Origin of the sequence: Sulfitobacter sp. SBS6, from assembly GCF_048285585.1 — a bacterium.
In the GTDB taxonomy this organism is placed as follows: Bacteria; Pseudomonadota; Alphaproteobacteria; order Rhodobacterales; family Rhodobacteraceae; genus Sulfitobacter; species Sulfitobacter pontiacus.
Map to the genome: position 1 here is coordinate 752,081 of NZ_JBLWBA010000006.1, position 22,731 is coordinate 774,811.

A 22,731-nucleotide genomic window follows, 5' to 3' on the forward strand; every position below is an offset into this window, starting at 1 on the left:
GCACCTTGCCGCCCCGTCGGCAACAAACCGTCCCGCGCCCTTGCTGTCAGTTGATCCCCGCACGCATTCCTTCTATCGAAGAGGGCAGTATTTTAACGCTGATAGATCAGGATATTTCATGACCAAGCCGTTGCCCAAAGTCACGCCGAACACATGGGAATTTCTGCGCGACCCCATGATCGCCCCCACCGGTTTTCGCGAATATGACGCGCGCTGGCAGTACCCCGAGGCGATCAACCTGCCGGGCATCACCGCGCTTGGCCTTGGTCTGGGCACGCAGATGCAACAGCGCGGGATCGAGCCCGTTATCGCTGTGGGCAATGATTACCGCGACTATTCCCTATCGATTAAAAATGCGCTGATTTTGGGCCTGATGCAGGCGGGTATTCACGTTAAGGATATCGGCCCCTGCCTGTCGCCCATGGCCTATTTCGCGCAATTCCATCTGGATGCGCCAGCGGTGGCGATGGTCACCGCCTCGCACAACCCCAATGGCTGGACCGGCGTGAAGATGGGCTTTGAACGCCCGCTGACACACGGCCCCGACGAGATGGCAGAGCTGCGCGATATCGTTCTGGAAGGGCGTGGCGAACAGCGCGAAGGCGGCAAGTATGAATTCGTCGATGGTGTCCGCGAAGCCTATCTGGATGATCTGGTGGGTGACTTCAACATGACCCGTAAGCTCAAGGTCGTCTGCGCCACGGGGAACGGCACCGCCGCCGCCTTTGCGCCCGAACTGTTCCGCCGTCTGGGGGTCGAGGTGGTCGATAGCCACAACACGCTGGATTACACGTTCCCGCATTACAACCCGAACCCCGAAGCGATGGAAATGCTGCATGATATGTCCGACAGCGTAAAAGCCTCGGGCGCGGATTTCGCGCTTGGGTTTGACGGCGACGGCGACCGCTGCGGCGTGGTGGATGACGAGGGCGAAGAGATTTTCGCCGACAAGATGGGCGTCATCATGGCGCGCGATCTGTCCGCGATTTACCCCAACAGCACCTTTGTCGCCGATGTGAAATCGACCGGGCTTTATGCCTCTGACCCTGTTTTGCAGGCCAATGGCGTTACGGCGGACTATTGGAAAACCGGCCACAGCCACATGAAACGGCGGGTCAAACAGTTGGGCGCGCTGGCGGGGTTCGAGAAGTCGGGCCACTATTTCCTGGCGGAACCCATCGGGCGTGGCTATGACTGCGGCATGCGCGTCGCGGTCGAGGTCTGCAAACTGATGGACCGCAATCCCGACATGAAGATGTCGGACCTGCGCCGCGCCCTGCCCCACACATATTCCACCCCCACCATGTCGCCCTATGCGTCGGACGAGGACAAATACGATATCCTCGACCGGATCGTCACCAAGTTGAAAGACGTGACCGAGTTGGGCGGCCGCCCCGTGAAAGAGGTCGTGGCCGTAAATGGCGCGCGGGTGATACTGGACAACGGCAGCTGGGGGCTGGTGCGCGCCTCTTCGAACACGCCGAACCTTGTGGTGGTCTGCGAAAGCTCTGAATCCGAGGAAGAATTGCGCGCGATCTTTGCCGATCTGGACGCGGTGATCCGGACAGAGCCGGAGGTTGGCGACTACGACCAAACCTTCTGATTGCATCAAGACTCGCCAGAATCCTCTAAGTTGAGTAAATACGGATGTGTCTGCCCCCTCGGGCAGGCACATTTTTCGTTTAGGGGCCCTGATGGTAAAACGCGCGCTGATCACCGGCATCACCGGTCAAGACGGGTCCTATCTGGCGGAGTTTTTGCTGGACAAAGGATACGAGGTGCACGGGATCAAGCGGCGGTCGTCATCTCTTAATACGCAGCGGATTGATCATATTTATCAAGACCCTCACGAGGATGACCCCGATCTGATCCTGCATTATGGCGATCTTACCGACAGTTCGAACCTGACGCGGATCATGCGCGAGGTGCAGCCGGACGAGGTCTATAACCTTGGCGCGCAAAGCCATGTCGCGGTCAGTTTCGAGACGCCCGAATATACGACAGAGGTGAACGCCAACGGGGCCCTGCGGTTGCTAGAGGCGATCCGGTTTCTGGGGTTGGAAAAAAAGACCCGCTTTTACCAAGCATCAACTTCTGAGCTGTATGGCTTGGTGCAAGAGACACCACAGACGGAGGAAACACCCTTTCACCCGCGCAGCCCCTATGCGGTTGCCAAGATGTACGCCTATTGGATCACAGTGAACTACCGCGAGGCCTATGGGATCTATGCCTGCAACGGCATCCTTTTTAACCACGAGAGCCCCCGCCGTGGCGAAACCTTTGTCACGCGCAAGATCACGCGCGGCTTGGCCAATATCGCGCAGGGGTTGGAGGGGTGTCTTTATATGGGCAATATCGACGCGCTGCGCGATTGGGGGCACGCCAAGGATTATGTGCGCATGCAGTGGATGATGCTACAGCAGGACGTGGCGGAGGATTTCGTGATCGCCACCGGCGTGCAGTATTCCGTGCGCCAATTTATCACGTGGTCGGCGGCAGAGCTGGGGATCAGCCTGCGGTTTGAAGGCACGGGCGTGGATGAATATGCTGTTGTCGATAGCGTCATTGGGGAGGATGCCCCCGCGGTCAGCCCCGGCGATGTGGTGATGCGCATTGATCCGCAGTATTTCCGCCCCGCCGAGGTGGAGACGCTGCTGGGGTCGCCCGCCAAGGCGAAGAAGAAACTCGGGTGGGAGCCGCAAATCACCGCGCAAGAGATGTGTGCAGAGATGGTGGCGAATGACCTCAAGGTCGCACGGCGGCATGCGTTGTTGAAAGAGCACGGGCTGGATCTGCCGATCCCGCTCGAGAACGGGTAGGCCCATGCGGAAGATCTATATCGCAGGGCATCGCGGCATGGTCGGCGGGGCGATCTTGCGGCAGTTGCAGGCGCGCAAGGATGCTGGGGAGGCGTTGGAACTGGTGACGCGGACCCGTGCAGAACTGGACCTGACCGATCAAGCGGTGGTGCGTGACTTTATGCGTTCTGAGGCGCCGGATGTGGTGATCCTCGCCGCGGCCAAGGTTGGCGGGATCATGGCGAACAACACATATCCCGCCGAGTTTATTTACGAAAACCTGATGATCGAATGCAACGTGATCCATCAGGCGTTTGCGGCGGGGGTTCAACAGCTGCTGCAACTGGGCAGCTCTTGCATCTATCCGCGTGACGCGGCGCAGCCGATGGCGGAAGAGGCCCTGCTGACTGGCCCGCTTGAGCCCACGAACGAGCCTTATGCGATCGCCAAGATCGCGGGCATTAAACTTTGCGAAAGTTATAACCGGCAATATGGCGTGGACTATCGCAGCGTGATGCCGACGAATCTCTATGGGCCGGGGGATAATTTTCATCCGCAGAACAGCCATGTCTTGCCCGCCCTGATCCGCCGTTTCCACGAGGCCACGCGCGACGGGGCGGCGGAGGTTGTGATTTGGGGCAGCGGCAAACCGATGCGGGAATTCCTGCATGTGGACGATATGGCGGAAGCGTCGCTATTTGTGCTCGACCTGCCGCGTGATGCCTACGCTGCGCAGACGCACCCGATGCAAAGCCATATCAACGTGGGCACGGGCTGCGACATCAGCATCGCGGCGCTGGCGCAGATGGTGGCGGAGGTGACGGGGTTCAAAGGGCGGCTGGTGTTCGACACGTCGAAGCCAGACGGGACGATGCGCAAGCTGATGGATGTCTCGCGTTTGGCGGATATGGGCTGGCGCGCGCGGATCGATCTGAAAGACGGGCTGCGGGAGACGTATGACTGGTTTTTGCGACAGGATCACCTGCGCAGCTAAATCTCTCGCATTTGATTAATCACTCGTTAGAATTTTTCGGATTAACTGCCTCTCATGATGCACGCTATTCTCCTTTGCGGCGGGTCGGGCACACGTCTTTGGCCCCTGTCGCGCAAATGCTACCCCAAACAGTTTGCCAAGCTGATGGGGGATGAAAGCCTGTTCCAGATTTCGGCTAAGCGTCTGACCGGCCCCGGTTTCGCCCCTCCGATTGTGGTGACGGGCGACCCGTTCCGGTTCATCGTGACCGAACAACTGGCGCAGGTAGAACGGGCGGCGCAGGCGATCCTGATTGAACCGGAGGGGCGCAATACCGCCCCTGCGATCCTTGCCGCGGCGCTGTATATTGCGCGCAGTGACGCGCAAGCGCTGATGCTGGTCGCGCCGTCGGATCATGTGATCCCCGACTGCGACGCTTTTGCCCAGACCGTGCAAGCCGCGGTGCCGCGCGCGCAGGCCGGTGATCTGGTGACCTTTGGCATCACGCCTACGCGGGCCGAAACGGGTTATGGCTATCTTGAGCTGGCCGAGGGGGCGAATGCGAGCGCTCAAACCCCGCAACCCCTTGCGCGCTTTGTCGAAAAGCCGGATCGCGCACAGGCGCAGGGGATGTTGCAGGCGGGGAATTTTCTGTGGAATGCCGGGATCTTCCTGTTCACCGCGCAGACGATAATTGCGGCCTATCAGACCCACGCGCCCGAGATGCTTCGCGCGGTGCGCGCATCGCTTGACGGGGCGACCTCTGATCTGGGGCTGACCCGTCTCGCACCCGAGGCTTGGGGGCAAGCCGATGATATCTCTATCGATTATGCTATCATGGAGAAGGCGGATAACCTCGCGGTGATGCCGTTCGCCGCCGGATGGTCCGATCTGGGCGGTTGGGATGCGGTCTGGCTGGAAAGCGGGCCTGACGCGGCGGGGAATGTCTGTTCGGACAATGCCACCGCGATTGACTGTGCGGGCACGCTGCTGCGATCGGAAACCGACGGGTTGCAGCTGGTCGGCATCGGGCTGGACAATATCATCGCCGTCGCCATGGGGGACGCGGTGCTGGTGGCGGATAAATCGCAAGCGCAGCGGGTGAAGGAAGCGGTTGATGCGCTTAAGCAACGGGATGCCAGCCAAGCGGTCCAACTGCCGCGCGATTACCGCCCGTGGGGCTGGTATGAAAGCCTTGTGATCGGCGGGCGGTTTCAGGTGAAACGCATCGTGGTGAACCCCGGTGCAGCCCTGAGCTTGCAAAGCCATCACCACCGGTCGGAACATTGGATCGTGGTCGAAGGCACCGCGAAAGTAACTGTGGACGACACCGTGAAACTGATCAGCGAGAACCAGTCAGTCTACATCCCGCTCGGGTCCGTGCACCGGATGGAGAACCCAGGAAAACTGCCCATGGTTCTGATCGAGGTGCAGACCGGCAGCTATTTTGGCGAAGATGATATTATCCGCTACGAGGATGTCTATGCGCGGGGGTAAGGCTTCGTCTGCCTTGGCAACGAAAAAAGCGCCCCCCTCTAGGGGCGCTTTCGCTGTTTCAGGCTTTGCGTCGGATCAGCTGCGCGACAGGACGCTGGCGGGGCGCGCTTTGGCCAGACCGCTGGTGATAAACCCTGCAAGCACTGCTTTGATCAGGTCGCCGGGAATGAACACGGTCACCAGCGCGGCGGATTCCAGCAGCGATTTATCCAGCGCGATCGACAGGCCGATGATCCCGAAGATATAAAGCACGACGATCCCGCCGATGACCGAAGCAACCGCCGCAACGATGGTCAGCGAGGGCCCGTACCATTTTTCGACGATCAGGCCGGTGACGAAAGCCGCCACGGGGAAGCCGATCAGGAAGCCCGAGGACGGCAGCATGAAGGCACCCAGCCCACCGTTGCCACCGGCCAGAAGCGGCAGCCCCAAAGCGACCAGCAGCAAGAAGAGCAGCACGGCCAGCGCGCCGCGTTTGGCCCCCAGCACGGTCCCGCAAAGCATGATGCCCAAGCTTTGCGCCGTGATTGGCACGCCGAAGCCAAGCGAGAATTTCGGGATCAACGCAAGTGCTGCAATCAGGGCAGCGAACAGCGCAACGAGGGTCAGGTTACGTTCCATAACAAAGGGTCCTTTGCGTAAATTTGACGGCATGTATCCCCGCGATCACAAAATTAAGCAAGCGTCGTGATCGTGACCAAAGGTCAGCGCGGGTGTTATGCAACCGGTGCGGCACAGGCCAGCAGGGCGGACACGTCCAGATGGGTTTCCATATGGTCGGCCAGCGCGTCGAGCGTATCTTCCACGGTCTGACTGTAGGAGGTCGGCCCGGCCCTCAGCCCCAGTTGCGCCAACCAGGCACTGCGGAAACTGTCGTTGGTAAAGAGCCCGTGCAGATAGGTGCCGGTGATCTTGCCATCGCGCGACCCTGCCCCGTCGGGGATGCCGTTGATATGCGCAAAGGGCGTGGCGCAATCGGCCCCCACCGTCTGTCCGATGTGGATTTCATAGCCGTCGATCTGCGTGCCCGTTGCGGCATGGTCGGCGGTGACGCGGGTCAGGGTCTTATCCGGGGCCATACGGGTTTCGACATCCAGCAGGCCCAGCCCCTCTTCGCGGCCCGCAGGTCCCTCGAAGCCCTGCGGATCCTCGATAAACCGGCCCAGCATCTGGTAGCCGCCGCAGATTCCCAGCACCGCGCCGCCGCGCCGCACATGGGCATAAAGGTCGATGTCCCAGCCTTGGGCGCGCAGGAAAGCCAGATCGCCGCGGGTGGATTTCGTGCCCGGCAGGATCACCAGATCGGCGTCGGCGGGCAACGGCGTGCCGGGAGGGACCATGGTCAGCCGCACCGAGGGCTCTGCCGCCAGCGGGTCGAGGTCGTCGAAGTTCGAGATGCGCGAGAGCATGGGGCAGACGATGTGGAACCCCCCGTCAGAGGGCGCGCGCGACAGGTCCACCGCGTCTTCGGCGGGCAGCAGGTGCGCGTTGGCAAACCACGGCAATGTGCCGAACCCCGTCCAGCCGGTGCGGCGTTCAATCTCGCGGTAGCCGTCGTCAAAAAGGCTGACATCGCCGCGGAACTTGTTGACCAGAAAGCCGGTGATCATCGCCGCGTCCTGCGGGTCCATCACCACTTGGGTGCCGACGATCTGGGCGATGACGCCACCACGGTTGATGTCTCCGGCCAATACAACGGGTACACCTGCGGCGCGAGCAAAGCCCATATTGGCAAGGTCGTTCTGGCGCAGGTTCACCTCTGCCGGGCTGCCGGCGCCTTCGACGATGATCAGATCGGCGCTTTGCCCGAGGATTCCGAAGCTTTGAAGCACGGGGGTCATCAGCCCTGCGCGGGCCTTGCTGAAGTCACGCGCTTGCAGGGTGCTATGGCGCTGCCCCTGCACGATCACCTGCGACCCGCTGTCGGTTTCGGGCTTCAGCAGGATGGGGTTCATATGCACCGACAGGGGCCGCCCGCAGGCAATCGCTTGCAGAGCTTGGGCGCGGCCGATCTCTCCGCCGTCCTCGGTGACGGCGGCGTTGTTCGACATGTTCTGCGGCTTGAACGGTGCGACGGAAAGCCCCCGACGCGTGGCCGCGCGGCACAGGCCCGCCACCAGCATGGATTTCCCCACATTCGATCCGGTGCCCTGGATCATGATGGCGCGGGTGGGCATGGCGGGACCTCGTGTTTTTTGTGCAGCCCTTGGTGTCAGCCTGCGGTGATCCCGTCAAGCATCCGCGGGTGCCCCCTGCGCATTGGTCGCCCGCGGGAAAATCGGCGCAAAGCGGGTTTGGCCCCTGCGTTATGACAGGCGCAGCTTGACAGGGGCGGGCAAATGACCAATGCAGGGCGTATGTTGGTTCCTGTCCCAGACAGGCGAAGAGGGAACGCGATACGCATTGATCCAGCCTTGGGTCAGCGCCAAGCGCAGCCGCCCCCGCGACCGTGACCGGAGAGAGCTTTCAACCACTGGCCCGCAGGCTGGGAAGGTGAAGGTTCGCAAGGCAAGCTGCCTTAGATCCGCAAGCCGGGAGACCTGCCAGCATAGTTTGTAACGGGCGAACGGGGTGTTTCGCGACTGGCCTAGAACGCTGTTCGCATGTCGTTCGCTGCTGGCGATCCCCCTTGGCCCATCGACGTATGAGGCAAGATATGACCACCACGGATCAACCGGTCACCGTCACCATCTGCACCACCTGTCGCGCAGGTCAGATCACCGCCGAGGACGCGCCGCGCCCTGGGCAACAGCTGTTTGACGCGCTGTCGGGGCATCTGCCCGACGGTGTGCACCTGCGCGGAGCCGAATGTCTGTCGGCCTGTTCGCGGGGCTGTTCGATGGTCCTGTCGGGTGGCCCGTCGCGCTGGACTTATGTGTACGGCGATCTCGACACGGACGCGCATTTGTCCGATATCGTGAAGGGCGTCACTGCCTATGGCCAGACCTCTGATGGCGTGGTGCCCTGGCGCGAACGCCCCGTGGTCTTCCGCAAACAATCCATCGCCCGCATTCCCCCACAGGAGCCTACCGAATGACCAACCTTACCAAAATTCCCGTTACCGTGATCACCGGCTTTCTGGGCGCTGGCAAAACCACCTTTATCCGTCACCTGATGGAGAACGCGGGCTCCAAGCGTCTGGCCGTGCTGGTCAATGAATTCGGCACCGCCGGTGTGGATGGCGACATCCTGAAATCCTGCGCGATTGACAATTGCCCCGCCGAGAACATCGTCGAGCTGGCAAACGGCTGTATCTGCTGCACCGTGGCCGATGACTTTATCCCCACCATCGAAGCGCTGATGGCCCTGCCTGAAACGCCTGATCATATCCTGATCGAGACGTCGGGGCTGGCGCTGCCCAAACCCTTGCTCAAGGCGTTTGACTGGCCAGCGATCCGGTCGCGCATCACCGTGGACGGCGTGATTACGCTTGCCGATGCCGAAGCCGTGGTCAGCGGGCAGTTCGCCCCCGATCTGGAGGCCGTGGCCGCGCAGCGCGATGCCGATGACAGTCTGGACCACGAAACGCCTTTGTCCGAAGTCTTTGAGGACCAGATCGCCTGCGCCGACATCGTGCTGCTGTCCAAGGCCGATCTGGCGGGCCCCGACGGCGTCGAGGCTGCGCGCAAGGTGATCGAGGCGCATGCGCCGCGCAAGCTGCCGATCATTCCGATGACCGAAGGCGTGATCGACCCGCGCGTTGTACTGGGTCTGGAAGCTGCCGCCGAAGATGACATCGACGCGCGCCCCAGCCACCACGACGGGCATGACGATCACGAACATGACGACTTTGAAAGCGTTGTGATCGACATGGGCGAAGTCGCCGATGTCGCCACGCTTGAGGCCGCCGTGTTGCGCTTGGCGCGCGAGCAGAAAATCCTGCGCGTCAAAGGCTATATCGCTGTTCAGGACAAACCGATGCGTCTGCTTGTGCAGGCCGTGGGCGAACGCGTGCGCAGCCAGTTCGACCGCCCTTGGGGGGACATGCCGCGCCGCAGCCAGCTGGTTGTGATCGCAGAGCATGATCACGTGAACGAAGCCGCGATCCGCGCGGTGCTGGAGGGCTAAGCCGCCATGCATGTCGTCTTTCGCGAAAGCCACGGACTGGACCAAAGCGATCTGCCCCAAGACCTGGGGCAGACGCCGGCGGATCTGGTGGTGCTGTCCTTTTCGGACAGTGATCTGGGGGCTTTCGCGGCAGGCTGGCATCGTGCGGAAGGGGGCTTGCCGTCGTTGCGGCTGGCCAATCTGGTCGCGCTGAAACATCCGTTGTCGGTCGATACCTATGCCGAACAGACCCTTGCGGGGGCCAAAGCGGTATTGGTGCGGCTGATCGGGGGCGAAAGCTATTGGCCTTACGGGCTTGCGACCTTGCAGGATATGGCGCGCAAACAGCAGATCGCACTGGCGGTGCTGCCTGCGGACGGCCAACCCGACCCACGGCTCGACGCGCTGTCGACGCTGCCGCATTCGACGTTAAGACGCTTGCAACATCTGTGCGATACGGGCGGGGCGGTGGCTGCGCAGGCGGCACTGGCGCAGCTGTCGCTGGCCGCAGGTCTTTACGCGGGGCCAGCCAAAGGGGCCAAGACCGTGCCGGAAGCGGGGTTCTACCGCCCCCACACTGGCGTGATCCCCGCGCCGGAACCATCTGACAAGCCGCGCGCGATTGTGACCTTCTACCGGTCCTATCTGACGGCTGCCGATACCGATCCTGTGGATGCGCTGATCACCGCGCTCGACGCGCGTGGCTTTGACGCCGTGGGGCTCTTCGCGCCCAGCCTCAAGGGAGACACCGCGCCGTGGATCGCGCAGCAGATCGCCCGGCTTGATCCGGCGGTGATCGTGAACGCCACCGCTTTCTCCGCCCAGCGCGGGCCGGATGAACCATCTGTTCTGGGCGCATCGGATTGCCCCGTGGTGCAGGTCGCCTTATCGACCGCGCGTCGGCGCGATTGGGCCGGATCAGAGCGCGGGTTGTCCCCCACCGATCTGGCGATGCATGTCGTCTTGCCCGAGGTCGATGGCCGTCTGTTTGGCGGTGTCGTCAGCTTTAAACAGCCCGGCAAACGGGACGAGGCGCTGCAATACAGCCGTTTCGCCCATCGCGCCGAAGCGAACCGCGTGGATTTCATCGCCGATCGCGTGCAGCGCTTGCACCAGCTACGGGTGCAGGGCAACGCGGCAAAGTCTGTGGGTGTGGTGCTGTCCACCTACCCCGGCAAAGACTGGAACATGGCCCATGCGCTGGGGCTGGATGCGCTGGCCTCCCTGCGGGAGATGACGGCCCAGCTGGCGGCGCAGGGCTATGACGTGGATGCGGGGGACTTTACCGATACGCAAACGGTTGCCAGCCGTCTTGGCACCGAAACGCTCCGCTGGCCGCTGGCAGAGTATGAGGCCGCGCTTGCAAAGCTGCCACAGGCGTTGCGCGAGGATCTGACCGAAAGCTGGGGCGCGCCGCAGGATGATCCGCTGTTTCACGACGGGGCGTTCTGTTTTCCGGCGCTGCGCAGTGGCAAGCTGCTGGTCGCCTTGCAACCCGAACGCGGGGCGCTGGCCGAACGGGATGATGACTATCACGACCTGAGCCGCACGCCGCGCCCGGGCTATGTCGCCTTCTATCTGTGGCTGCAACAGCAGGCGGATGCGATGGTGCATGTCGGGGCCCATGGCACGCTGGAATGGCTGCCCGGCAAATCCGTCGCCCTGTCTGACGCCTGCTGGCCCGAGGCGCTGATCGGCCCGATGCCGGTGATCTACCCCTTTATCGTCAATGACCCCGGTGAGGCCGCGCAGGCCAAACGCCGTATCGGGGCCGTGACCGTGGGCCATATGCCTCCCCCTTTGGTGACATCGAAACTGCCCGATGCATTCGGACGGTTGGAGCGACTGCTGGATGAATACTCCACCGCGGACGGGTTGGACCCTGCGCGGCGCGACCGGCTGATCGCGGACATCCGCACCGAGGCGCAGGGCCGCGGGGTGGAGCAGGACTTGGGCCTTGATGCCAGCGCCAGCGCGGCAGAGGCGTTGACCCGCATCGACCGCTTCGTCTGTGACATCAAGGAAACGCAATATGGCGACGGGCTGCATGTCTTTGGCGCAGGCGATCATGGGACGGGCGAGATCGACGGGCTGATCGCGGCGCTGTCTGCGCGGTTTGTGCCCCCCGGCCCGTCGGGGTCACCCTATCGCGGGCGCAGCGATGTGCGGCCCACGGGGCGCAACCTGTTTACCACCGATCCACGGGCCGTGCCCTCGCGTGCGGCCTATACCCAAGGGGTGAAGCTGGCCGAGGAATTGTTGCGCAAGCATTTGCAGGATCACGGCGACTGGCCCAAGGGGTTGGTCATGGACATGTGGGGCTCTGCCACCATCCGCACGGCGGGGGAAGAGTTTGCCATGGCGCTGCATCTGGCGGGCCTGTCCCCCCGCTGGGATGACGGCAGCGACCGTGTGAGCGGGTTCGACATTCTGCCGCTTGCGCTGTTGAACCGCCCGCGCATTGATGTGACCCTGCGGGTGTCGGGCCTGTTTCGCGATATGTTCCCCGGTCTGGCGCAGCTGTTCGAGGCGGCAATTGCCAAGCTGGCCGAGCGTCCCGAAACGGCTGCTGATAACCCCTATCTGGTGCAGACCCCGCGTGTCTTTGGCCCGCGTCCCGGCTCCTATGGCTTGGGGATCGGCACCGCGATGGACGACTATTCCGACGAGGCGCGCACAGCGGCGGGCGAGGCGTGGCTGGCTGCGTCGTCCTACGCGATCGACGCGCGCGGAGAGATCACCTATGCCCGCGACGCGCTTGAGACGCAGCTGACGCGGGCCGATAGTTTCGTGCACCTGCAAGACCTGCCCGAGACCGATCTGCTGATGGCAGAGGATTACGCCGCCCATGAAGCCGGCTTTGCCGCCGCGATGCAGCGTTTGGGCAAGGGCGGGGCTGCCGCGCTGTACCATCTGGATGCCACCCGCCCCGACCAGCCTCGTGCCCGCACCCTGACCGAGGAGCTCGCCCGTGTGGTGCGCGCCCGTGCCGCCAACCCCGATTGGGCCACTGGCATGATGGCGCATGGGTTCCGCGGTGCCGCCGAGATTGCCGCGACGCTGGATCACCTTGCCGCCTTTGCGCATCTGGCCGGCGTTGTGCCGGACCATCTGTTCGACGCCATGTTCGATGCGACACTGGGGCGCGATGATCTGGTCGACTTTATGCAGGACGCCAACCCGCAAGCGCTTGCTGCGTTGCGCGCGCGGTTTGATGCGCTGCACCGGGCGGGGCTTTGGACGTCGCGCCGCAACTCTGTCCTTGCCGAATTAGGCACCCCCGCATGAGCGCGCCGCAGGTCTTTGGCTGGTGCCCCGGTGCGCTGCGGCCGATGATGTCGGGCGACGGGCTGGTGGTGCGGCTGCGTGTGCCGATGGGGCGGCTGAGCCCTGACCAGATCCGCCGCGTTGCCACGCTGGCGCGCACCCATGGCAACGGGATGATCGACCTGTCGGCCCGCGCGAACCTGCAGCTGCGCGGGGTGACAACGGATAGCCATGCCGCATTGGTCGACGGGCTGCGCGAGATTGGCCTTGTCGATGCCGATCTGTCGGCAGAGGCGCGGCGCAATATCACCGTGACGCCGTTCTGGCAGGATGGGGACGACAGCCACCGCGTGGCACAAGCGCTGGCCCGTGCGCTCTCTAGCGAAGACGCGCCCGACCTGCCCAGCAAGTTCGGCTTTGCGATCGATTGCGGGGCGCGGCCTGTGCTGACGCGCACCTCCGCCGATATCCGGATCGAACGTAGTGCTGCTGGCCTGATCTGCCGGGCGGACGGGGCAGAGGTGGGCCAACTGGTATACGTCGAGACTGCCGCAGATGCCGCACTGACGCTGGCGCGCTGGTTTCTGGACACCGGTGGCGTGACCGACGGGCGGGGGCGCATGGCCGCGCATATCGCGACGAAGGGGGTTCCTGTTGGCTCTGATACCGCCCCCCTGCCCGCTGCGCCCGTCCCTGAGCCGGGTGTGACCCCGCAAGGCACACTTCTCGGGTTTGCCTTTGGCCAGACCACGGCGGAAAGCTTTGCGCAGCTGGCGGAGCTCGGCGCGCTGCGGCTGACCCCTTGGCGCATGGTGTTGATGGAAGGGGGCACCCCTTCGGCTCCGCTGCCCGATTTCATCACCGACGCCCGCGATCCGCGCCGCCGTGTGCAGGTCTGCACCGGTGCCCCCGGCTGCCGTCAGGCCCTGTCGGATACCCGCGATGCTGCTCGCGCCATTGCCGCGCATCTGTCGCCAGACAGCGACGACACGATCCATATCTCGGGCTGTGCCAAAGGCTGCGCCCATCCCGCCCCTGCCCCCGTCACGCTGACCGCCAGCTATGACGGGCATTTCACCCTTATCCGCCACGGGCGCGCAGGCGATCCGCCGCAAAGCGCGCCGCTGACAGTGACCCAAATTCAAGACAGGAGGCTTTGAGTGCCCCACACCTACGAGACCAACGGTGCCGCGATCTATCTGGAAAGCTTTGCCACCATCCGCGCCGAGGCCGATCTGGCGCGGTTCACCCCCGATGAAGAACGTGTCGCCGTTCGGATGATCCACGCCGCCGGTCTGGTCGGGCTGGAAAAGCACGTACAGTTTTCTGAAAACATGGCGCAGATTGCACGGGCGGCGCTGGCGGACGGCGCGCCGATCTTATGTGATGCGCATATGGTGTCCGAAGGGATCACCCGCACGCGCTTGCCCGCTGACAACCAGATCATCTGCACCCTGCGTGATCCCAAGGTGCCAGAGCTGGCGCAGCAGATGGGCAACACACGCTCTGCCGCGGCGCTTGAACTGTGGCGGCCACATCTGGCAGGGGCTTTGGTGGCGATCGGCAACGCGCCCACGGCGCTGTTCCACCTGCTCAATATGCTCGAAGATCCCGACTGTCCGCGCCCTGCGGCCATCATCGGCTGCCCCGTCGGCTTTGTCGGCGCGGCGGAATCGAAAGAGGCGCTGATGCAGGATTTGCCCGTGTCGTCGATGATCGTGCAGGGGCGTTTGGGCGGTTCGGCGATTACAGTGGCGGCGGTGAACGCGCTGGCCACGTGGAAGGAATAACGATGGGCAAGGTCATTTGCATCGGGCTTGGCCCCGGCGATCCCGAATTGATGAGCGTCAAGGCGCACCGTTTGCTGACCGGCGCGCAGCACGTCGCGTTTTTCCGCAAACCCGGACGGCGTGGGCAGGCCCGCACCATCGTGGACGGCATCATCGCCGAGACGGCGGTGGAACATGCGATGGAATACCCCGTCACGACAGAGATCCACTTCAGCGATCCCGAGTATAATCGTCTGCTGTCGGCCTTCTACGACGATTGGGCTGACCGTTTGACCGACCTTGCGCAGAGTGAAGATGTGATCGTGCTTTGTGAAGGGGATCCGTTCTTTTACGGGTCGTTCATGCATCTGCACAGCCGCCTTCAGGGCCGCGCCGAGGTCGAGATCGTGCCCGGCATCACCGGCATGTCGGGCTGCTGGACCGCGACAGGGCATCCGATCACCTGGGGCGATGATGTGCTGACCGTGCTCATGGCGACGCTGGACGAGGAAGAGCTGGCCACGCGGGCCGCCAATACCGATGCGCTAGTGGTGATGAAGATCGGGCGCAACCTCGATAAGTTGAAGCGCGCTTTGACCAAGGCGGGCCGCTTGCAAGACGCATGGCTGGTGGAGAAAGGCACGATGGCGGGGCAGACGGTGCAAAAGCTGACGGAAGTCCCGGCCGACGTGCCCTATTTCTCGATCGCGATCGTGCATGGTCAGGGACGGCGGCCATGACCGGCTGGGTGCGCGTTGTCGGCCTTGGCCCCGGGGACGAGGCGCTGGTCACGCCAGAGGTGCGCGCCACCGTGGACGAGGCGACCGATATTGTCGGCTACATCCCCTATGTGCGCCGGATTGCCCCGCGCGACGGGCTGACCCTGCATGAAAGCGACAACCGGGTAGAGCTAGACCGCGCCGCACATGCGCTTGAAATGGCGGCGGCGGGGCGGCGTGTGGTGGTGGTGTCTTCGGGCGATCCGGGGGTCTTTGCCATGGCCTCTGCCCTGTTCGAGGCGTTGGAGAAAGGCCCGAACGACTGGCTGGCAACCGATATTCGCGTCCTGCCCGGCATCACCGCGATGCTGGCGGCGGCGGCGCGGTTGGGGGCACCGCTGGGGCATGATTTCTGCGCGATCAACCTGTCGGACAATCTGAAACCCTGGTCGCTGATCGAAAAACGGCTGCGGCTGGCGGGGGAAGCGGGGTTTGCCATGGCGTTCTACAACCCGCGCTCGGCCTCGCGGCCGCATCAGTTCGCCACCGCGCTTGATATTCTGCGCGAGGCCTGCGGGCCGGAGACCTTGATCTCTTTCGCGCGCAACGTCAGCCACCCGGACGAGACATTGCGCACCGTCACACTGGCCGAAGCGACGCCAGAGATGGCCGATATGCGCACGGTCGTGATCGTCGGTAACGCCGATACCCGCCGCGTCGGGACACATATCTACACGCCACGGTCCGTCGTATGATCAAGCCACGCCAGGATATCGTCGAGCCGCGCAAATGTGGTGCGAGGGGGCACCGCGGGGCGCTGGATCATCAGCACGCGCAGCCCCAGTTCGCGCGCGGCGATAAGCTTGGCCTCGGCCCCCGTGCCGCCGGCGTTCTTGGCGATGATCAGCTTGGTCCCGTGGTCGCGCAGCAGGGCGATGTCTCCGGCCACGTCGAAGGGTCCGCGGGCGAGGGTCACGGTCGTATGCGGCAAGGGCAGCGGCGCGGCGGGCTGGTCCACCAGCCGCAGCAGATAATGGTGCTGCGGATGGTTGGCAAAGACGGACAGCGCCTGCTTGCCGATGGCCAGAAAGACCCGCGTCGACACCTGCGGCAGCGCGGCGGCGGCGGCTTCAATACTTGGCAGATGGGTCCAATTGTCGGCGGCAGTCTCGGCCCACGGGGCACGCTCAAAAGCGGCCAGCGGGATGCCTGCCTGCGTGCTGGCGGCATGGGCGTTACGGCTCATCTGTGCGGCGAAGGGATGGGTCGCGTCGATCACGCGGGTGATGTGGTTCTGCGCGATGAACGCCAGCAATCCGGCCACGCCGCCAAAGCCACCCACGCGGGTGGGCAGCGGCTGCGCCACGGGGGCCGCCGTGCGTCCGGCATAGCTGAACAGCGCATCATCGCCACGGTCGGCCAGCGCGCGCGCGAGGTTGGACGCCTCTGTCGTGCCGCCAAGAATGAGGGTGCGCGTCATGGCTGATCCTGTTGCTGCCTGGGTGACCCTGATTGGTCTGGGCGAAGATGGCCTTGGCGGGCTGACCGATGCAAGCCGAAAGGCGCTGGCAGAGGCCGACGTGATCTTTGGCGGGGCGCGGCATCTGGCGCTTTGTGACGCGGGCGCGCGGGGGCGGGAATGGCCGTTGCCGTTCAGCGTAGAGCCGGTGTTGGAACATCGCGGGCGTGCGGTGGTGGTGCTCGCCTCGGGTGATCCGTTCTGGCACGGCGTGGGCGGTACGCTGGCGCAGGTGCTGGACCCGTCGGAATGGCGCTGCTTTCCCGCGCCATCCTGCATGACGCTGGCGGCTGCGCGGCTTGGCTGGCGGTTGGAGGAGGTCACGACCCTTGGCCTGCATGCTGCCCCGTTCGAGGTGTTGTTGCCCCATCTGGCCGACGGTGCGCGGCTGATCTGCACGTTGCGCGATGGTGCGGCCCCTGCGACGCTGGCAGGCTATCTGACCGCGCAGGGTTTCGGCGCGTCCCGCCTGACGGTGATGGAGGCGCTTGGCGGTCCGCGTGAAATCGCGCGCGCGGCCGATGCTGCGACGTTTGACCTGAGCGACATTGCCGCCCCTGTGGTGGTGGCGATTGCGGTATCGGGGGGGGCTGGGATCAGCCACGCGCCTGGACGGCCCGAGGCGCTTTTTGCCCATGACAGCCAGATCACCAAATCACCCATGCGCGCGTTGACGCTGGCCGCGCTGGCCCCCCGCGCGGGGGAGCTGCTGTGGGATGTGGGGGGCGGGTCGGGCTCTGTCTCTGTTGAATGGTGTCTGGCCGCGCCGCAAGCGCAGTCCATCGCAATCGAGCCGCGCGAAAGCCGCTGCGATAACATCACCGAGAACGCCCGCCGTTTTGGTCTGGCGGGTCGGATGCGCTGCGTGCAGGGCACGGCCCCCGATGCGCTGGCCGATCTGCCCCTGCCCGCTGCGGTCTTTCTGGGGGGTGGCGCATCAGAGGATGTCTTGCAGGCGATCTGGCACAGGATCACGCCGGGCACGCGGCTGGTGGCGAATGCGGTGGCGCTTGAAACCCAAGCCTTGCTGATCCGCTGGCACGGGATGCACGGCGGACAATTGCTGCGGATCGACTTGGCGCAGGCGGCCCCGTTGGGGACCATGCAGGGCTGGCACCCCAGCCGCCCGCAACTGCAATGGAGCGTGACCCGATGATCGTCGCGGGCATAGGATTGCGCGCGGATGCGACCGAGGCGGATTTACACGCGGCCCTTGCGCTGACGCCGCGCAGGCCGGACACGCTCGCGACCCTCGCGATCAAGGTGACGCCGGCGCTACGGCGTTTTGCCGATGGTCTGGGATTGCCGCTGATCGAACTGTCGGAAGCCGATATCGCAGACATCCCGACGCGTACCGTGTCACCGCGCGTGCAGGCGCGGTTCGGGACTGGATCACTTGCCGAGGCCGCCGCATTGCGCGTTGCCGGTCGCGGTGCCAAATTGACGACCTTGCGTGTGACCAGCCCCAATGGCATGGCCACCGTAGCTATCGCGGAAGGAATTGCCCCATGACTGTTCACTTTATCGGCGCGGGCCCCGGTGCCCCTGATCTGCTGACCCTGCGAGGGCGCGACCTGATCGCCGCCTGCCATGTGTGTCTGTATGCCGGATCGCTGGTCCCGTCAGAGCTGCTGTCCTACTGCCCTGCGGATGCGAAGATCGTGAACACCGCGTCGCTGTCGCTGGACGAGATCATGGCAGAGATCAAGGCCGCCGATGATGCGGGGCAGGATGTGGCGCGGCTTCATTCGGGTGATCTGTCGGTCTGGTCCGCCATGGGCGAGCAGCTGCGCCGCTTGCGCGAGCTGGACATCGAGTATGACATTACCCCCGGCGTGCCCGCCTTTGCCGCTGCCGCCGCCGCTTTGGGGAACGAGCTGACGCTGCCCGGTGTGGCGCAGTCGCTTGTTCTCACGCGGACATCTGGGCGGGCCTCGGCCATGCCCGAGGGTGAAACGCTCGAGAATTTCGCCGCCACGGGTGCCACGCTGGCGATCCACCTGTCAGTGCATGTGCTGGATGATGTGGTCGCGCGGCTCACCCCTCATTACGGAGAGGACTGCCCCGTCGCCATCGTCTGGCGCGCCAGCTGGCCCGATCAACGGGTGGTGCGGGCGACCTTGGGCAGCGTGATCGACGCCACCGACGGCGAACGCGGGCGCACGGCGTTGATCCTTGTCGGCCGCGCGCTGACGGCAGAGGAGTTCCGCGAAAGCTGTCTGTACGCTGGCGATTACGACCGCCGTTTCCGCCCCGTCGGCACAGAGCCGCGCTTTCCCGAGGGAACAGAATGATGGAGACTACGCAACTGCCCAAGGGCCTGATGATCTCGGCCCCCGCGTCGGGCACGGGCAAGACCACCTTGATGCTGGGCCTGCTCAACGCGCTCAGCCGTCGCGGCGTCGACGTGCGCCCGTTCAAGAGCGGGCCGGATTACATCGACCCCGGCTTTCACCGCGCGGCTTCCGGGCGGTCGTCCTATAATATCGATAGCTGGGCCATGGGGGCGGGCGTGTTATGCAACCTGATCGGCACCGCGCATGGCGGCGATCTGGCCCTGATCGAAGGGTCAATGGGGCTGTTCGATGGTGTGGCGCAACCGGGGGAAACCTCGAACGGGGCGAGCGCCGATATCTCTGCTATGACGGGCTGGCCGGTGGTGTTGCTGCTGGATGTATCGGGTCAGGCGCAATCGGCTGCGGCCACCGCCCTTGGGTTCAAGACGATGCGCCCGGATGTGCATGTCGCGGGTGTGGTGCTGAACAAGGTCGCCAGCCCCCGTCACGAGGCCCTGCTGCGTCTGGGGATGGAGCAGGTCGGCATCCCCGTTCTGGGCGCGCTGCCCCGACAGGGATCGGTCACGCTGCCGGAACGCCACTTGGGTCTGGTGCAGGCCGAGGAGCAGCCCGAGCTGATGAAGCTGCTGGATGCGGCAGGTGATTTCATCGCGCAGCATATCGACCTTGATCTGTTCGTCTCTGCCGCCCAAGGGCGCAGTATTCCCGACGGGCCAGATGTGCTGCCCCCGCCCCCCGGTCAACGGATCGCTTTGGCCAAAGACGCCGCGTTTTCGTTCATCTATCCGCATTTGCTGGACCACTGGATCGCCGCGGGTGCGCAGGTGTTGCCCTTCTCGCCGCTGGCGGATGAGGCACCGGACGACAGCGCCGACATCTGCTGGTTGCCCGGCGGCTATCCCGAGCTGCATGCCGGACGCCTTGCCGCTGCCGCGCAGTTCCGCGACAGCCTGCAACAATTCGCCACGACGCGCCCGGTGCATGGGGAATGCGGGGGCTATATGGCGATGGGGGCCGGGTTGGTCGACAAGGAAGGCGTGCGGCATCAGATGGCGGGGCTGCTGGGGCTGGAAACCAGCTATGAGAAGCGCAAGATGCATCTGGGCTACCGGCTTGCCACGCTGAACGAACCCGGCCCCGGCTATGACGCGGGCGCGCGGTTGCGCGGGCATGAATTCCACTATTCTACCATCCTGTCGCAACCAGACACGCCGCTGGCGCGGGTGGTCGATGCCAATGGGGCCGAAGTGCCCGAGACAGGCTCGCGCCGCGGCCATGCGACGGGCACCTTCTTTCACCTGATCGCGGGGGCGTCATGAGCGGTTTTGTCTCTTTCGTCTCCTCCGGTCCGGGTGATCCCGAGCTGCTGACCGTGAAGGCGGTAAAGCGGTTGCAAGAGGCCGAAGTCGTGCTGTTCGACGATCTGTCGGCGGGTCCGATCCTTGAACATGTCTCGCCCGAGGCGGATCTGATCGGGGTGGGCAAACGCGCCGGACGGCTGTCTCCGAAGCAGGATCACGTGAGCCGCCTGCTGGTCGAACACGCATTGACCGGCGCGCGGGTGGTGCGGCTCAAAAGCGGGGACGCGGGCGTGTTTGGCCGGCTTGAAGAAGAGCTGACCGCGCTGAAAGCGGCAGGCGTCGCCTTCGAGATCATCCCCGGTGTGACGGCGGCGTCTTCGGCGGCGGCGGCGGCGATGATTCCGCTGACCCGGCGGCTGACCGCGCGGCGGGTGCAATTCATCACCGGCCACGGCGAATCGGGGGCCTTGCCCGAAGATCTGAACATGGCGGCGCTGGCCGATCCTACGGCGACCACGGTCGTCTACATGGGACGCCGCACTTTTGCTGGTTTCGCCGCGCGGCTGATCGAGGCGGGCTTGCCCCCCTCGACCCCTGCCCTGCTGGCAGAGGCGGTATCGACCCCCGATCAAAAGCTGAGCCGCCACACGGTTGAAAGCCTTGCCCATCTGCCGCTGGATCCCGCAACGTCAGCGCCTGCGCTGATCCTTTACGGGCCGTTGACCGAATAGATGACTTGACAAAACCGGCCCGAAAATGACCACCTATTCCGGACGGTTCCCCGTGCGCCTTCGGGCAATCGGGGTGAAAAGGGAATACGGTGCGGTGCCAAAGCTAAGGTGCCAAATCCGGAACTGCCCCCGCACCTGTAAGTGAAGAGCAACCCGCATTGCCACTGGGCCAGACCGCCTGGGAAGGCGCGGCACGCATGGACGCACAAAGTCAGGAGACCTGCCGTCATGGGGATGATCCCCGATCCAACTGGCTGCCCCCCGGGGCGGCTTTCACATTATGCCGTCGGGGAAGACGGTAAGGAGACCTGAATATGCATATCGAACCCGAAGTCGTGACCGGCGCCAAGCTGGTCCTGTCCTATGGCACCGCCGCCGGTGCTGCGGCCTATACCGCGAAAACCGCAATGGACTCTGTCCGTGAGAAAGGCGTCGTGCCTTTTGCGGGCGGGGCCATGGTGGCCACCGCGCTGACCTTTGTCTTTTTTCAGGTCTTCCCGCATTTCCCCGTGGGCGTGAGCGAAGTGCACCTGATACTCGGGTCGACCCTGTTCCTGCTGTTCGGCGTGGCCCCTGCGGCTGCGGGTCTTGCGCTTGGTCTGCTGGCGCAGGGCGTGTTCTTTGCCCCCATCGACCTGCCGCAATACACGATGAACGTCACCACGCTGCTGGTGCCTTTGTTCATGGTCTCGGCGCTGGCCAAACGCATCATCGCGCCCAACACCGCCTATGTTGATCTGACCTATGTTCAAGCGCTCAAGCTGTCGACCGCGTTTCAGGCGGGCGTTGTGGGCTGGGTCGCCTTCTGGGCCATCTACGGTCAGGGCTTTGCCGCCAGCAACATCGCCGCTGTGGCCAGCTTTGGCGGGGCCTATATGATGGTCATCCTGATCGAGCCTCTGGTGGATCTGGCCGTGCTCGCCGCCGCGAAAACCCTGCGCGATTTCGCGGGCAGCGCGCTGTTCACCAAACGTCTGACACAGACTGCCGCTGAATAATCCAAGACCCGACGCGGCCCCCTGCTCTGCGGGCCGCGTCACCCCCTGCCGGAGCCTCAAGATGTTTACGCTTTCACTGATCGGCATCGGGTCCGGCAATCCCAAACACCTGACATTACAAGCCATCGACGCGCTGAATGCCTGCGATGTGATCCTGATCCCGTCCAAGGGCGCGGGCAAGGATGATCTGGCTGGCCTGCGGCACGAGATTTGCGCCCAGGTGCTGCGGTCGGACGGGCCTGAAATTCACGAATTCACCCTGCCCAAACGCGACGCCGCCAACCCTGATTATCACGCGGGCGTCCACGATTGGCATGATGCCATTGCACAGGTCTGGCTGGCCGAGATGCAGCGCACCCTGCCCCAAGGCGGCCGTGTCGGTTTCCTCGTCTGGGGGGATCCATCGCTGTATGACAGCACCCTGCGCATTGCGGAGCGGTTGCAAAAGGCCGTCACACTCACCGTCGATGTCGTGCCGGGGATTACCTCGCTTCAGGTACTGACGGCGGGCCATGCGATCCCGCTGAACACCATCGGTAATCCCGTCACGATCACCACCGGTCGGCAGCTGCGCGATCATGGCTGGCCGCAGGGTGTGGATACGATTGCCGTCATGCTGGACGGCACCTGCGCCTTCGAGGTGTTGCGGCAGCACAGCGACATACACATCTGGTGGACCGCCTATGCCGGCATGCCGAACGAGCGTCGCATCGCAGGCCCGCTGGATCAGGTCTGCGACCGCATCATCGCCACACGGGCAGAGGCACGCGCCGCCCATGGCTGGATCATGGATATCTACCTGCTGCGCCGGTAGA

Annotated in this window: 21 protein-coding genes and 2 riboswitches; of the genes, 18 read left to right on the forward strand and 3 right to left on the reverse strand. The window is 64.2% G+C overall.

Annotation, left to right across the window (positions count from 1 at the left end; genetic code table 11):
- The first annotated feature begins 118 nt into the window (after positions 1-118).
- The 4 genes from ACNQ62_RS12720 to ACNQ62_RS12735 all read left to right on the forward strand — a co-directional run bounded on the left by ACNQ62_RS12720 (position 119) and on the right by ACNQ62_RS12735 (position 5,268).
- The gene (locus ACNQ62_RS12720; RefSeq protein WP_418094983.1) at positions 119-1,603 is read left to right on the forward strand and encodes a phosphomannomutase/phosphoglucomutase; all 1,485 of its coding nucleotides are present in this window, start codon (positions 119-121) and stop codon (positions 1,601-1,603) included.
- A gap of 91 nt (positions 1,604-1,694) precedes the next feature.
- On the forward strand, positions 1,695-2,819 hold the full coding sequence (gmd, locus tag ACNQ62_RS12725; protein ID WP_418094984.1) for a GDP-mannose 4,6-dehydratase: 1,125 nt from the start codon (positions 1,695-1,697) through the stop codon (positions 2,817-2,819).
- Positions 2,820-2,823: 4 nt separating this feature from the next.
- Entirely contained in the window at positions 2,824-3,792 is a 969-nt protein-coding gene (fcl, locus tag ACNQ62_RS12730) for a GDP-L-fucose synthase (protein ID WP_418094985.1), read from the forward strand.
- Positions 3,793-3,846: 54 nt separating this feature from the next.
- A complete protein-coding gene (locus ACNQ62_RS12735) occupies positions 3,847-5,268 on the forward strand; it encodes a mannose-1-phosphate guanylyltransferase/mannose-6-phosphate isomerase (protein ID WP_418094986.1) in 1,422 nt (473 codons plus the stop codon).
- Between the two features lie 75 nt (positions 5,269-5,343).
- Here ACNQ62_RS12735 and ACNQ62_RS12740 read toward each other — a convergent pair whose 3' ends face one another.
- Both ACNQ62_RS12740 and ACNQ62_RS12745 read right to left on the reverse strand, forming a co-directional pair.
- Positions 5,344-5,889: a biotin transporter BioY gene (locus ACNQ62_RS12740; RefSeq protein ID WP_009825393.1), complete on the reverse strand. Its 546-nt coding sequence runs from the start codon at positions 5,887-5,889 to the stop codon at positions 5,344-5,346.
- 95 nt (positions 5,890-5,984) lie between these two features.
- Complete coding sequence (locus tag ACNQ62_RS12745) at positions 5,985-7,445, reverse strand: cobyric acid synthase (protein ID WP_418094987.1); 1,461 nt, start codon at positions 7,443-7,445, stop codon at positions 5,985-5,987.
- A gap of 167 nt (positions 7,446-7,612) precedes the next feature.
- Positions 7,613-7,831, forward strand: a riboswitch (cobalamin riboswitch).
- Positions 7,832-7,924: 93 nt separating this feature from the next.
- On the opposite strand from ACNQ62_RS12745, the gene ACNQ62_RS12750 reads away from it, so the two are divergent.
- The 7 genes from ACNQ62_RS12750 to cobJ are packed head-to-tail and all read left to right on the forward strand — an operon-like array spanning position 7,925 to position 15,825.
- On the forward strand, positions 7,925-8,305 hold the full coding sequence (locus tag ACNQ62_RS12750; protein ID WP_418094988.1) for a DUF1636 family protein: 381 nt from the start codon (positions 7,925-7,927) through the stop codon (positions 8,303-8,305).
- Positions 8,302-9,336: a cobalamin biosynthesis protein CobW gene (gene cobW / locus ACNQ62_RS12755; RefSeq protein WP_009825395.1), complete on the forward strand. Its 1,035-nt coding sequence runs from the start codon at positions 8,302-8,304 to the stop codon at positions 9,334-9,336. Before ACNQ62_RS12750 ends, cobW begins: the two co-directional genes overlap by 4 nt.
- A gap of 6 nt (positions 9,337-9,342) precedes the next feature.
- Positions 9,343-12,603: a cobaltochelatase subunit CobN gene (gene cobN / locus ACNQ62_RS12760; protein WP_418094989.1), complete on the forward strand. Its 3,261-nt coding sequence runs from the start codon at positions 9,343-9,345 to the stop codon at positions 12,601-12,603.
- Positions 12,600-13,742, forward strand: a complete 1,143-nt coding sequence (cobG, locus tag ACNQ62_RS12765) for a precorrin-3B synthase (protein ID WP_418094990.1) — start codon at positions 12,600-12,602, stop codon at positions 13,740-13,742. The genes cobN and cobG overlap by 4 nt, the downstream gene beginning before the upstream one ends.
- Positions 13,743-14,372 carry a precorrin-8X methylmutase gene (locus ACNQ62_RS12770; RefSeq protein ID WP_418094991.1) on the forward strand — a complete coding sequence of 210 codons (630 nt, stop codon included), beginning with the start codon at positions 13,743-13,745 and terminating at the stop codon, positions 14,370-14,372. It abuts the gene before it with no gap.
- A gap of 2 nt (positions 14,373-14,374) precedes the next feature.
- On the forward strand, positions 14,375-15,091 hold the full coding sequence (locus ACNQ62_RS12775; RefSeq protein WP_005850083.1) for a precorrin-2 C(20)-methyltransferase: 717 nt from the start codon (positions 14,375-14,377) through the stop codon (positions 15,089-15,091).
- On the forward strand, positions 15,088-15,825 hold the full coding sequence (gene cobJ, locus ACNQ62_RS12780) for a precorrin-3B C(17)-methyltransferase (RefSeq protein ID WP_340263480.1): 738 nt from the start codon (positions 15,088-15,090) through the stop codon (positions 15,823-15,825). The genes ACNQ62_RS12775 and cobJ overlap by 4 nt, the downstream gene beginning before the upstream one ends.
- On the opposite strand, the gene ACNQ62_RS12785 is transcribed toward cobJ, so the two are convergent.
- A complete protein-coding gene (locus tag ACNQ62_RS12785) occupies positions 15,801-16,550 on the reverse strand; it encodes a cobalt-precorrin-6A reductase (RefSeq protein ID WP_418094992.1) in 750 nt (249 codons plus the stop codon). The genes cobJ and ACNQ62_RS12785 overlap by 25 nt on opposite strands.
- Here ACNQ62_RS12785 and cbiE point away from each other — a divergent pair.
- The 7 genes from cbiE (at position 16,549) to cobF (ending at position 22,730) form a co-directional block, all read left to right on the forward strand.
- Complete coding sequence (gene cbiE / locus ACNQ62_RS12790) at positions 16,549-17,745, forward strand: precorrin-6y C5,15-methyltransferase (decarboxylating) subunit CbiE (RefSeq protein ID WP_418094993.1); 1,197 nt, start codon at positions 16,549-16,551, stop codon at positions 17,743-17,745. The two genes, ACNQ62_RS12785 and cbiE, sit on opposite strands and share 2 nt — an antisense overlap.
- Positions 17,742-18,101 (forward strand): cobalamin biosynthesis protein, encoded by a 360-nt coding sequence (locus tag ACNQ62_RS12795; RefSeq protein ID WP_418094994.1) that lies wholly within the window; start codon positions 17,742-17,744, stop codon positions 18,099-18,101. The genes cbiE and ACNQ62_RS12795 overlap by 4 nt, the downstream gene beginning before the upstream one ends.
- Positions 18,098-18,883 (forward strand): precorrin-4 C(11)-methyltransferase, encoded by a 786-nt coding sequence (gene cobM / locus ACNQ62_RS12800; RefSeq protein WP_418094995.1) that lies wholly within the window; start codon positions 18,098-18,100, stop codon positions 18,881-18,883. Before ACNQ62_RS12795 ends, cobM begins: the two co-directional genes overlap by 4 nt.
- Positions 18,880-20,205 (forward strand): cobyrinate a,c-diamide synthase, encoded by a 1,326-nt coding sequence (locus ACNQ62_RS12805; protein WP_418094996.1) that lies wholly within the window; start codon positions 18,880-18,882, stop codon positions 20,203-20,205. Before cobM ends, ACNQ62_RS12805 begins: the two co-directional genes overlap by 4 nt.
- Entirely contained in the window at positions 20,202-20,918 is a 717-nt protein-coding gene (cobA, locus tag ACNQ62_RS12810; protein ID WP_009825406.1) for a uroporphyrinogen-III C-methyltransferase, read from the forward strand. Before ACNQ62_RS12805 ends, cobA begins: the two co-directional genes overlap by 4 nt.
- A 26-nt stretch (positions 20,919-20,944) precedes the next feature.
- Positions 20,945-21,161, forward strand: a riboswitch (cobalamin riboswitch).
- Between the two features lie 71 nt (positions 21,162-21,232).
- Positions 21,233-21,916 carry an energy-coupling factor ABC transporter permease gene (locus tag ACNQ62_RS12815; RefSeq protein WP_009825407.1) on the forward strand — a complete coding sequence of 228 codons (684 nt, stop codon included), beginning with the start codon at positions 21,233-21,235 and terminating at the stop codon, positions 21,914-21,916.
- A 61-nt stretch (positions 21,917-21,977) separates the two neighbouring features.
- A complete protein-coding gene (gene cobF, locus ACNQ62_RS12820; protein WP_278425170.1) occupies positions 21,978-22,730 on the forward strand; it encodes a precorrin-6A synthase (deacetylating) in 753 nt (250 codons plus the stop codon).
- Position 22,731 lies beyond the last annotated feature (1 nt).

Excerpts from the sequence above, each read along its gene's own strand:
- ACNQ62_RS12720 (WP_418094983.1), top strand. The coding sequence starts at position 119 with ATGACCAAGCCGTTGCCCAAAGTCACGCCGAACACATGGGAATTTCTG.
- gmd (WP_418094984.1), top strand. The coding sequence starts at position 1,695 with ATGGTAAAACGCGCGCTGATCACCGGCATCACCGGTCAAGACGGGTCC.
- fcl (WP_418094985.1), top strand. The coding sequence starts at position 2,824 with ATGCGGAAGATCTATATCGCAGGGCATCGCGGCATGGTCGGCGGGGCG.
- ACNQ62_RS12735 (WP_418094986.1), top strand. The coding sequence starts at position 3,847 with ATGATGCACGCTATTCTCCTTTGCGGCGGGTCGGGCACACGTCTTTGG.
- ACNQ62_RS12740 (WP_009825393.1), bottom strand. The coding sequence starts at position 5,889 with ATGGAACGTAACCTGACCCTCGTTGCGCTGTTCGCTGCCCTGATTGCA.
- ACNQ62_RS12745 (WP_418094987.1), bottom strand. The coding sequence starts at position 7,445 with ATGCCCACCCGCGCCATCATGATCCAGGGCACCGGATCGAATGTGGGG.
- ACNQ62_RS12750 (WP_418094988.1), top strand. The coding sequence starts at position 7,925 with ATGACCACCACGGATCAACCGGTCACCGTCACCATCTGCACCACCTGT.
- cobW (WP_009825395.1), top strand. The coding sequence starts at position 8,302 with ATGACCAACCTTACCAAAATTCCCGTTACCGTGATCACCGGCTTTCTG.
- cobN (WP_418094989.1), top strand. The coding sequence starts at position 9,343 with ATGCATGTCGTCTTTCGCGAAAGCCACGGACTGGACCAAAGCGATCTG.
- cobG (WP_418094990.1), top strand. The coding sequence starts at position 12,600 with ATGAGCGCGCCGCAGGTCTTTGGCTGGTGCCCCGGTGCGCTGCGGCCG.
- ACNQ62_RS12775 (WP_005850083.1), top strand. The coding sequence starts at position 14,375 with ATGGGCAAGGTCATTTGCATCGGGCTTGGCCCCGGCGATCCCGAATTG.
- cobJ (WP_340263480.1), top strand. The coding sequence starts at position 15,088 with ATGACCGGCTGGGTGCGCGTTGTCGGCCTTGGCCCCGGGGACGAGGCG.
- cbiE (WP_418094993.1), top strand. The coding sequence starts at position 16,549 with ATGGCTGATCCTGTTGCTGCCTGGGTGACCCTGATTGGTCTGGGCGAA.
- ACNQ62_RS12785 (WP_418094992.1), bottom strand. The coding sequence starts at position 16,550 with ATGACGCGCACCCTCATTCTTGGCGGCACGACAGAGGCGTCCAACCTC.
- ACNQ62_RS12795 (WP_418094994.1), top strand. The coding sequence starts at position 17,742 with ATGATCGTCGCGGGCATAGGATTGCGCGCGGATGCGACCGAGGCGGAT.
- cobM (WP_418094995.1), top strand. The coding sequence starts at position 18,098 with ATGACTGTTCACTTTATCGGCGCGGGCCCCGGTGCCCCTGATCTGCTG.
- ACNQ62_RS12805 (WP_418094996.1), top strand. The coding sequence starts at position 18,880 with ATGATGGAGACTACGCAACTGCCCAAGGGCCTGATGATCTCGGCCCCC.
- cobA (WP_009825406.1), top strand. The coding sequence starts at position 20,202 with ATGAGCGGTTTTGTCTCTTTCGTCTCCTCCGGTCCGGGTGATCCCGAG.
- ACNQ62_RS12815 (WP_009825407.1), top strand. The coding sequence starts at position 21,233 with ATGCATATCGAACCCGAAGTCGTGACCGGCGCCAAGCTGGTCCTGTCC.
- cobF (WP_278425170.1), top strand. The coding sequence starts at position 21,978 with ATGTTTACGCTTTCACTGATCGGCATCGGGTCCGGCAATCCCAAACAC.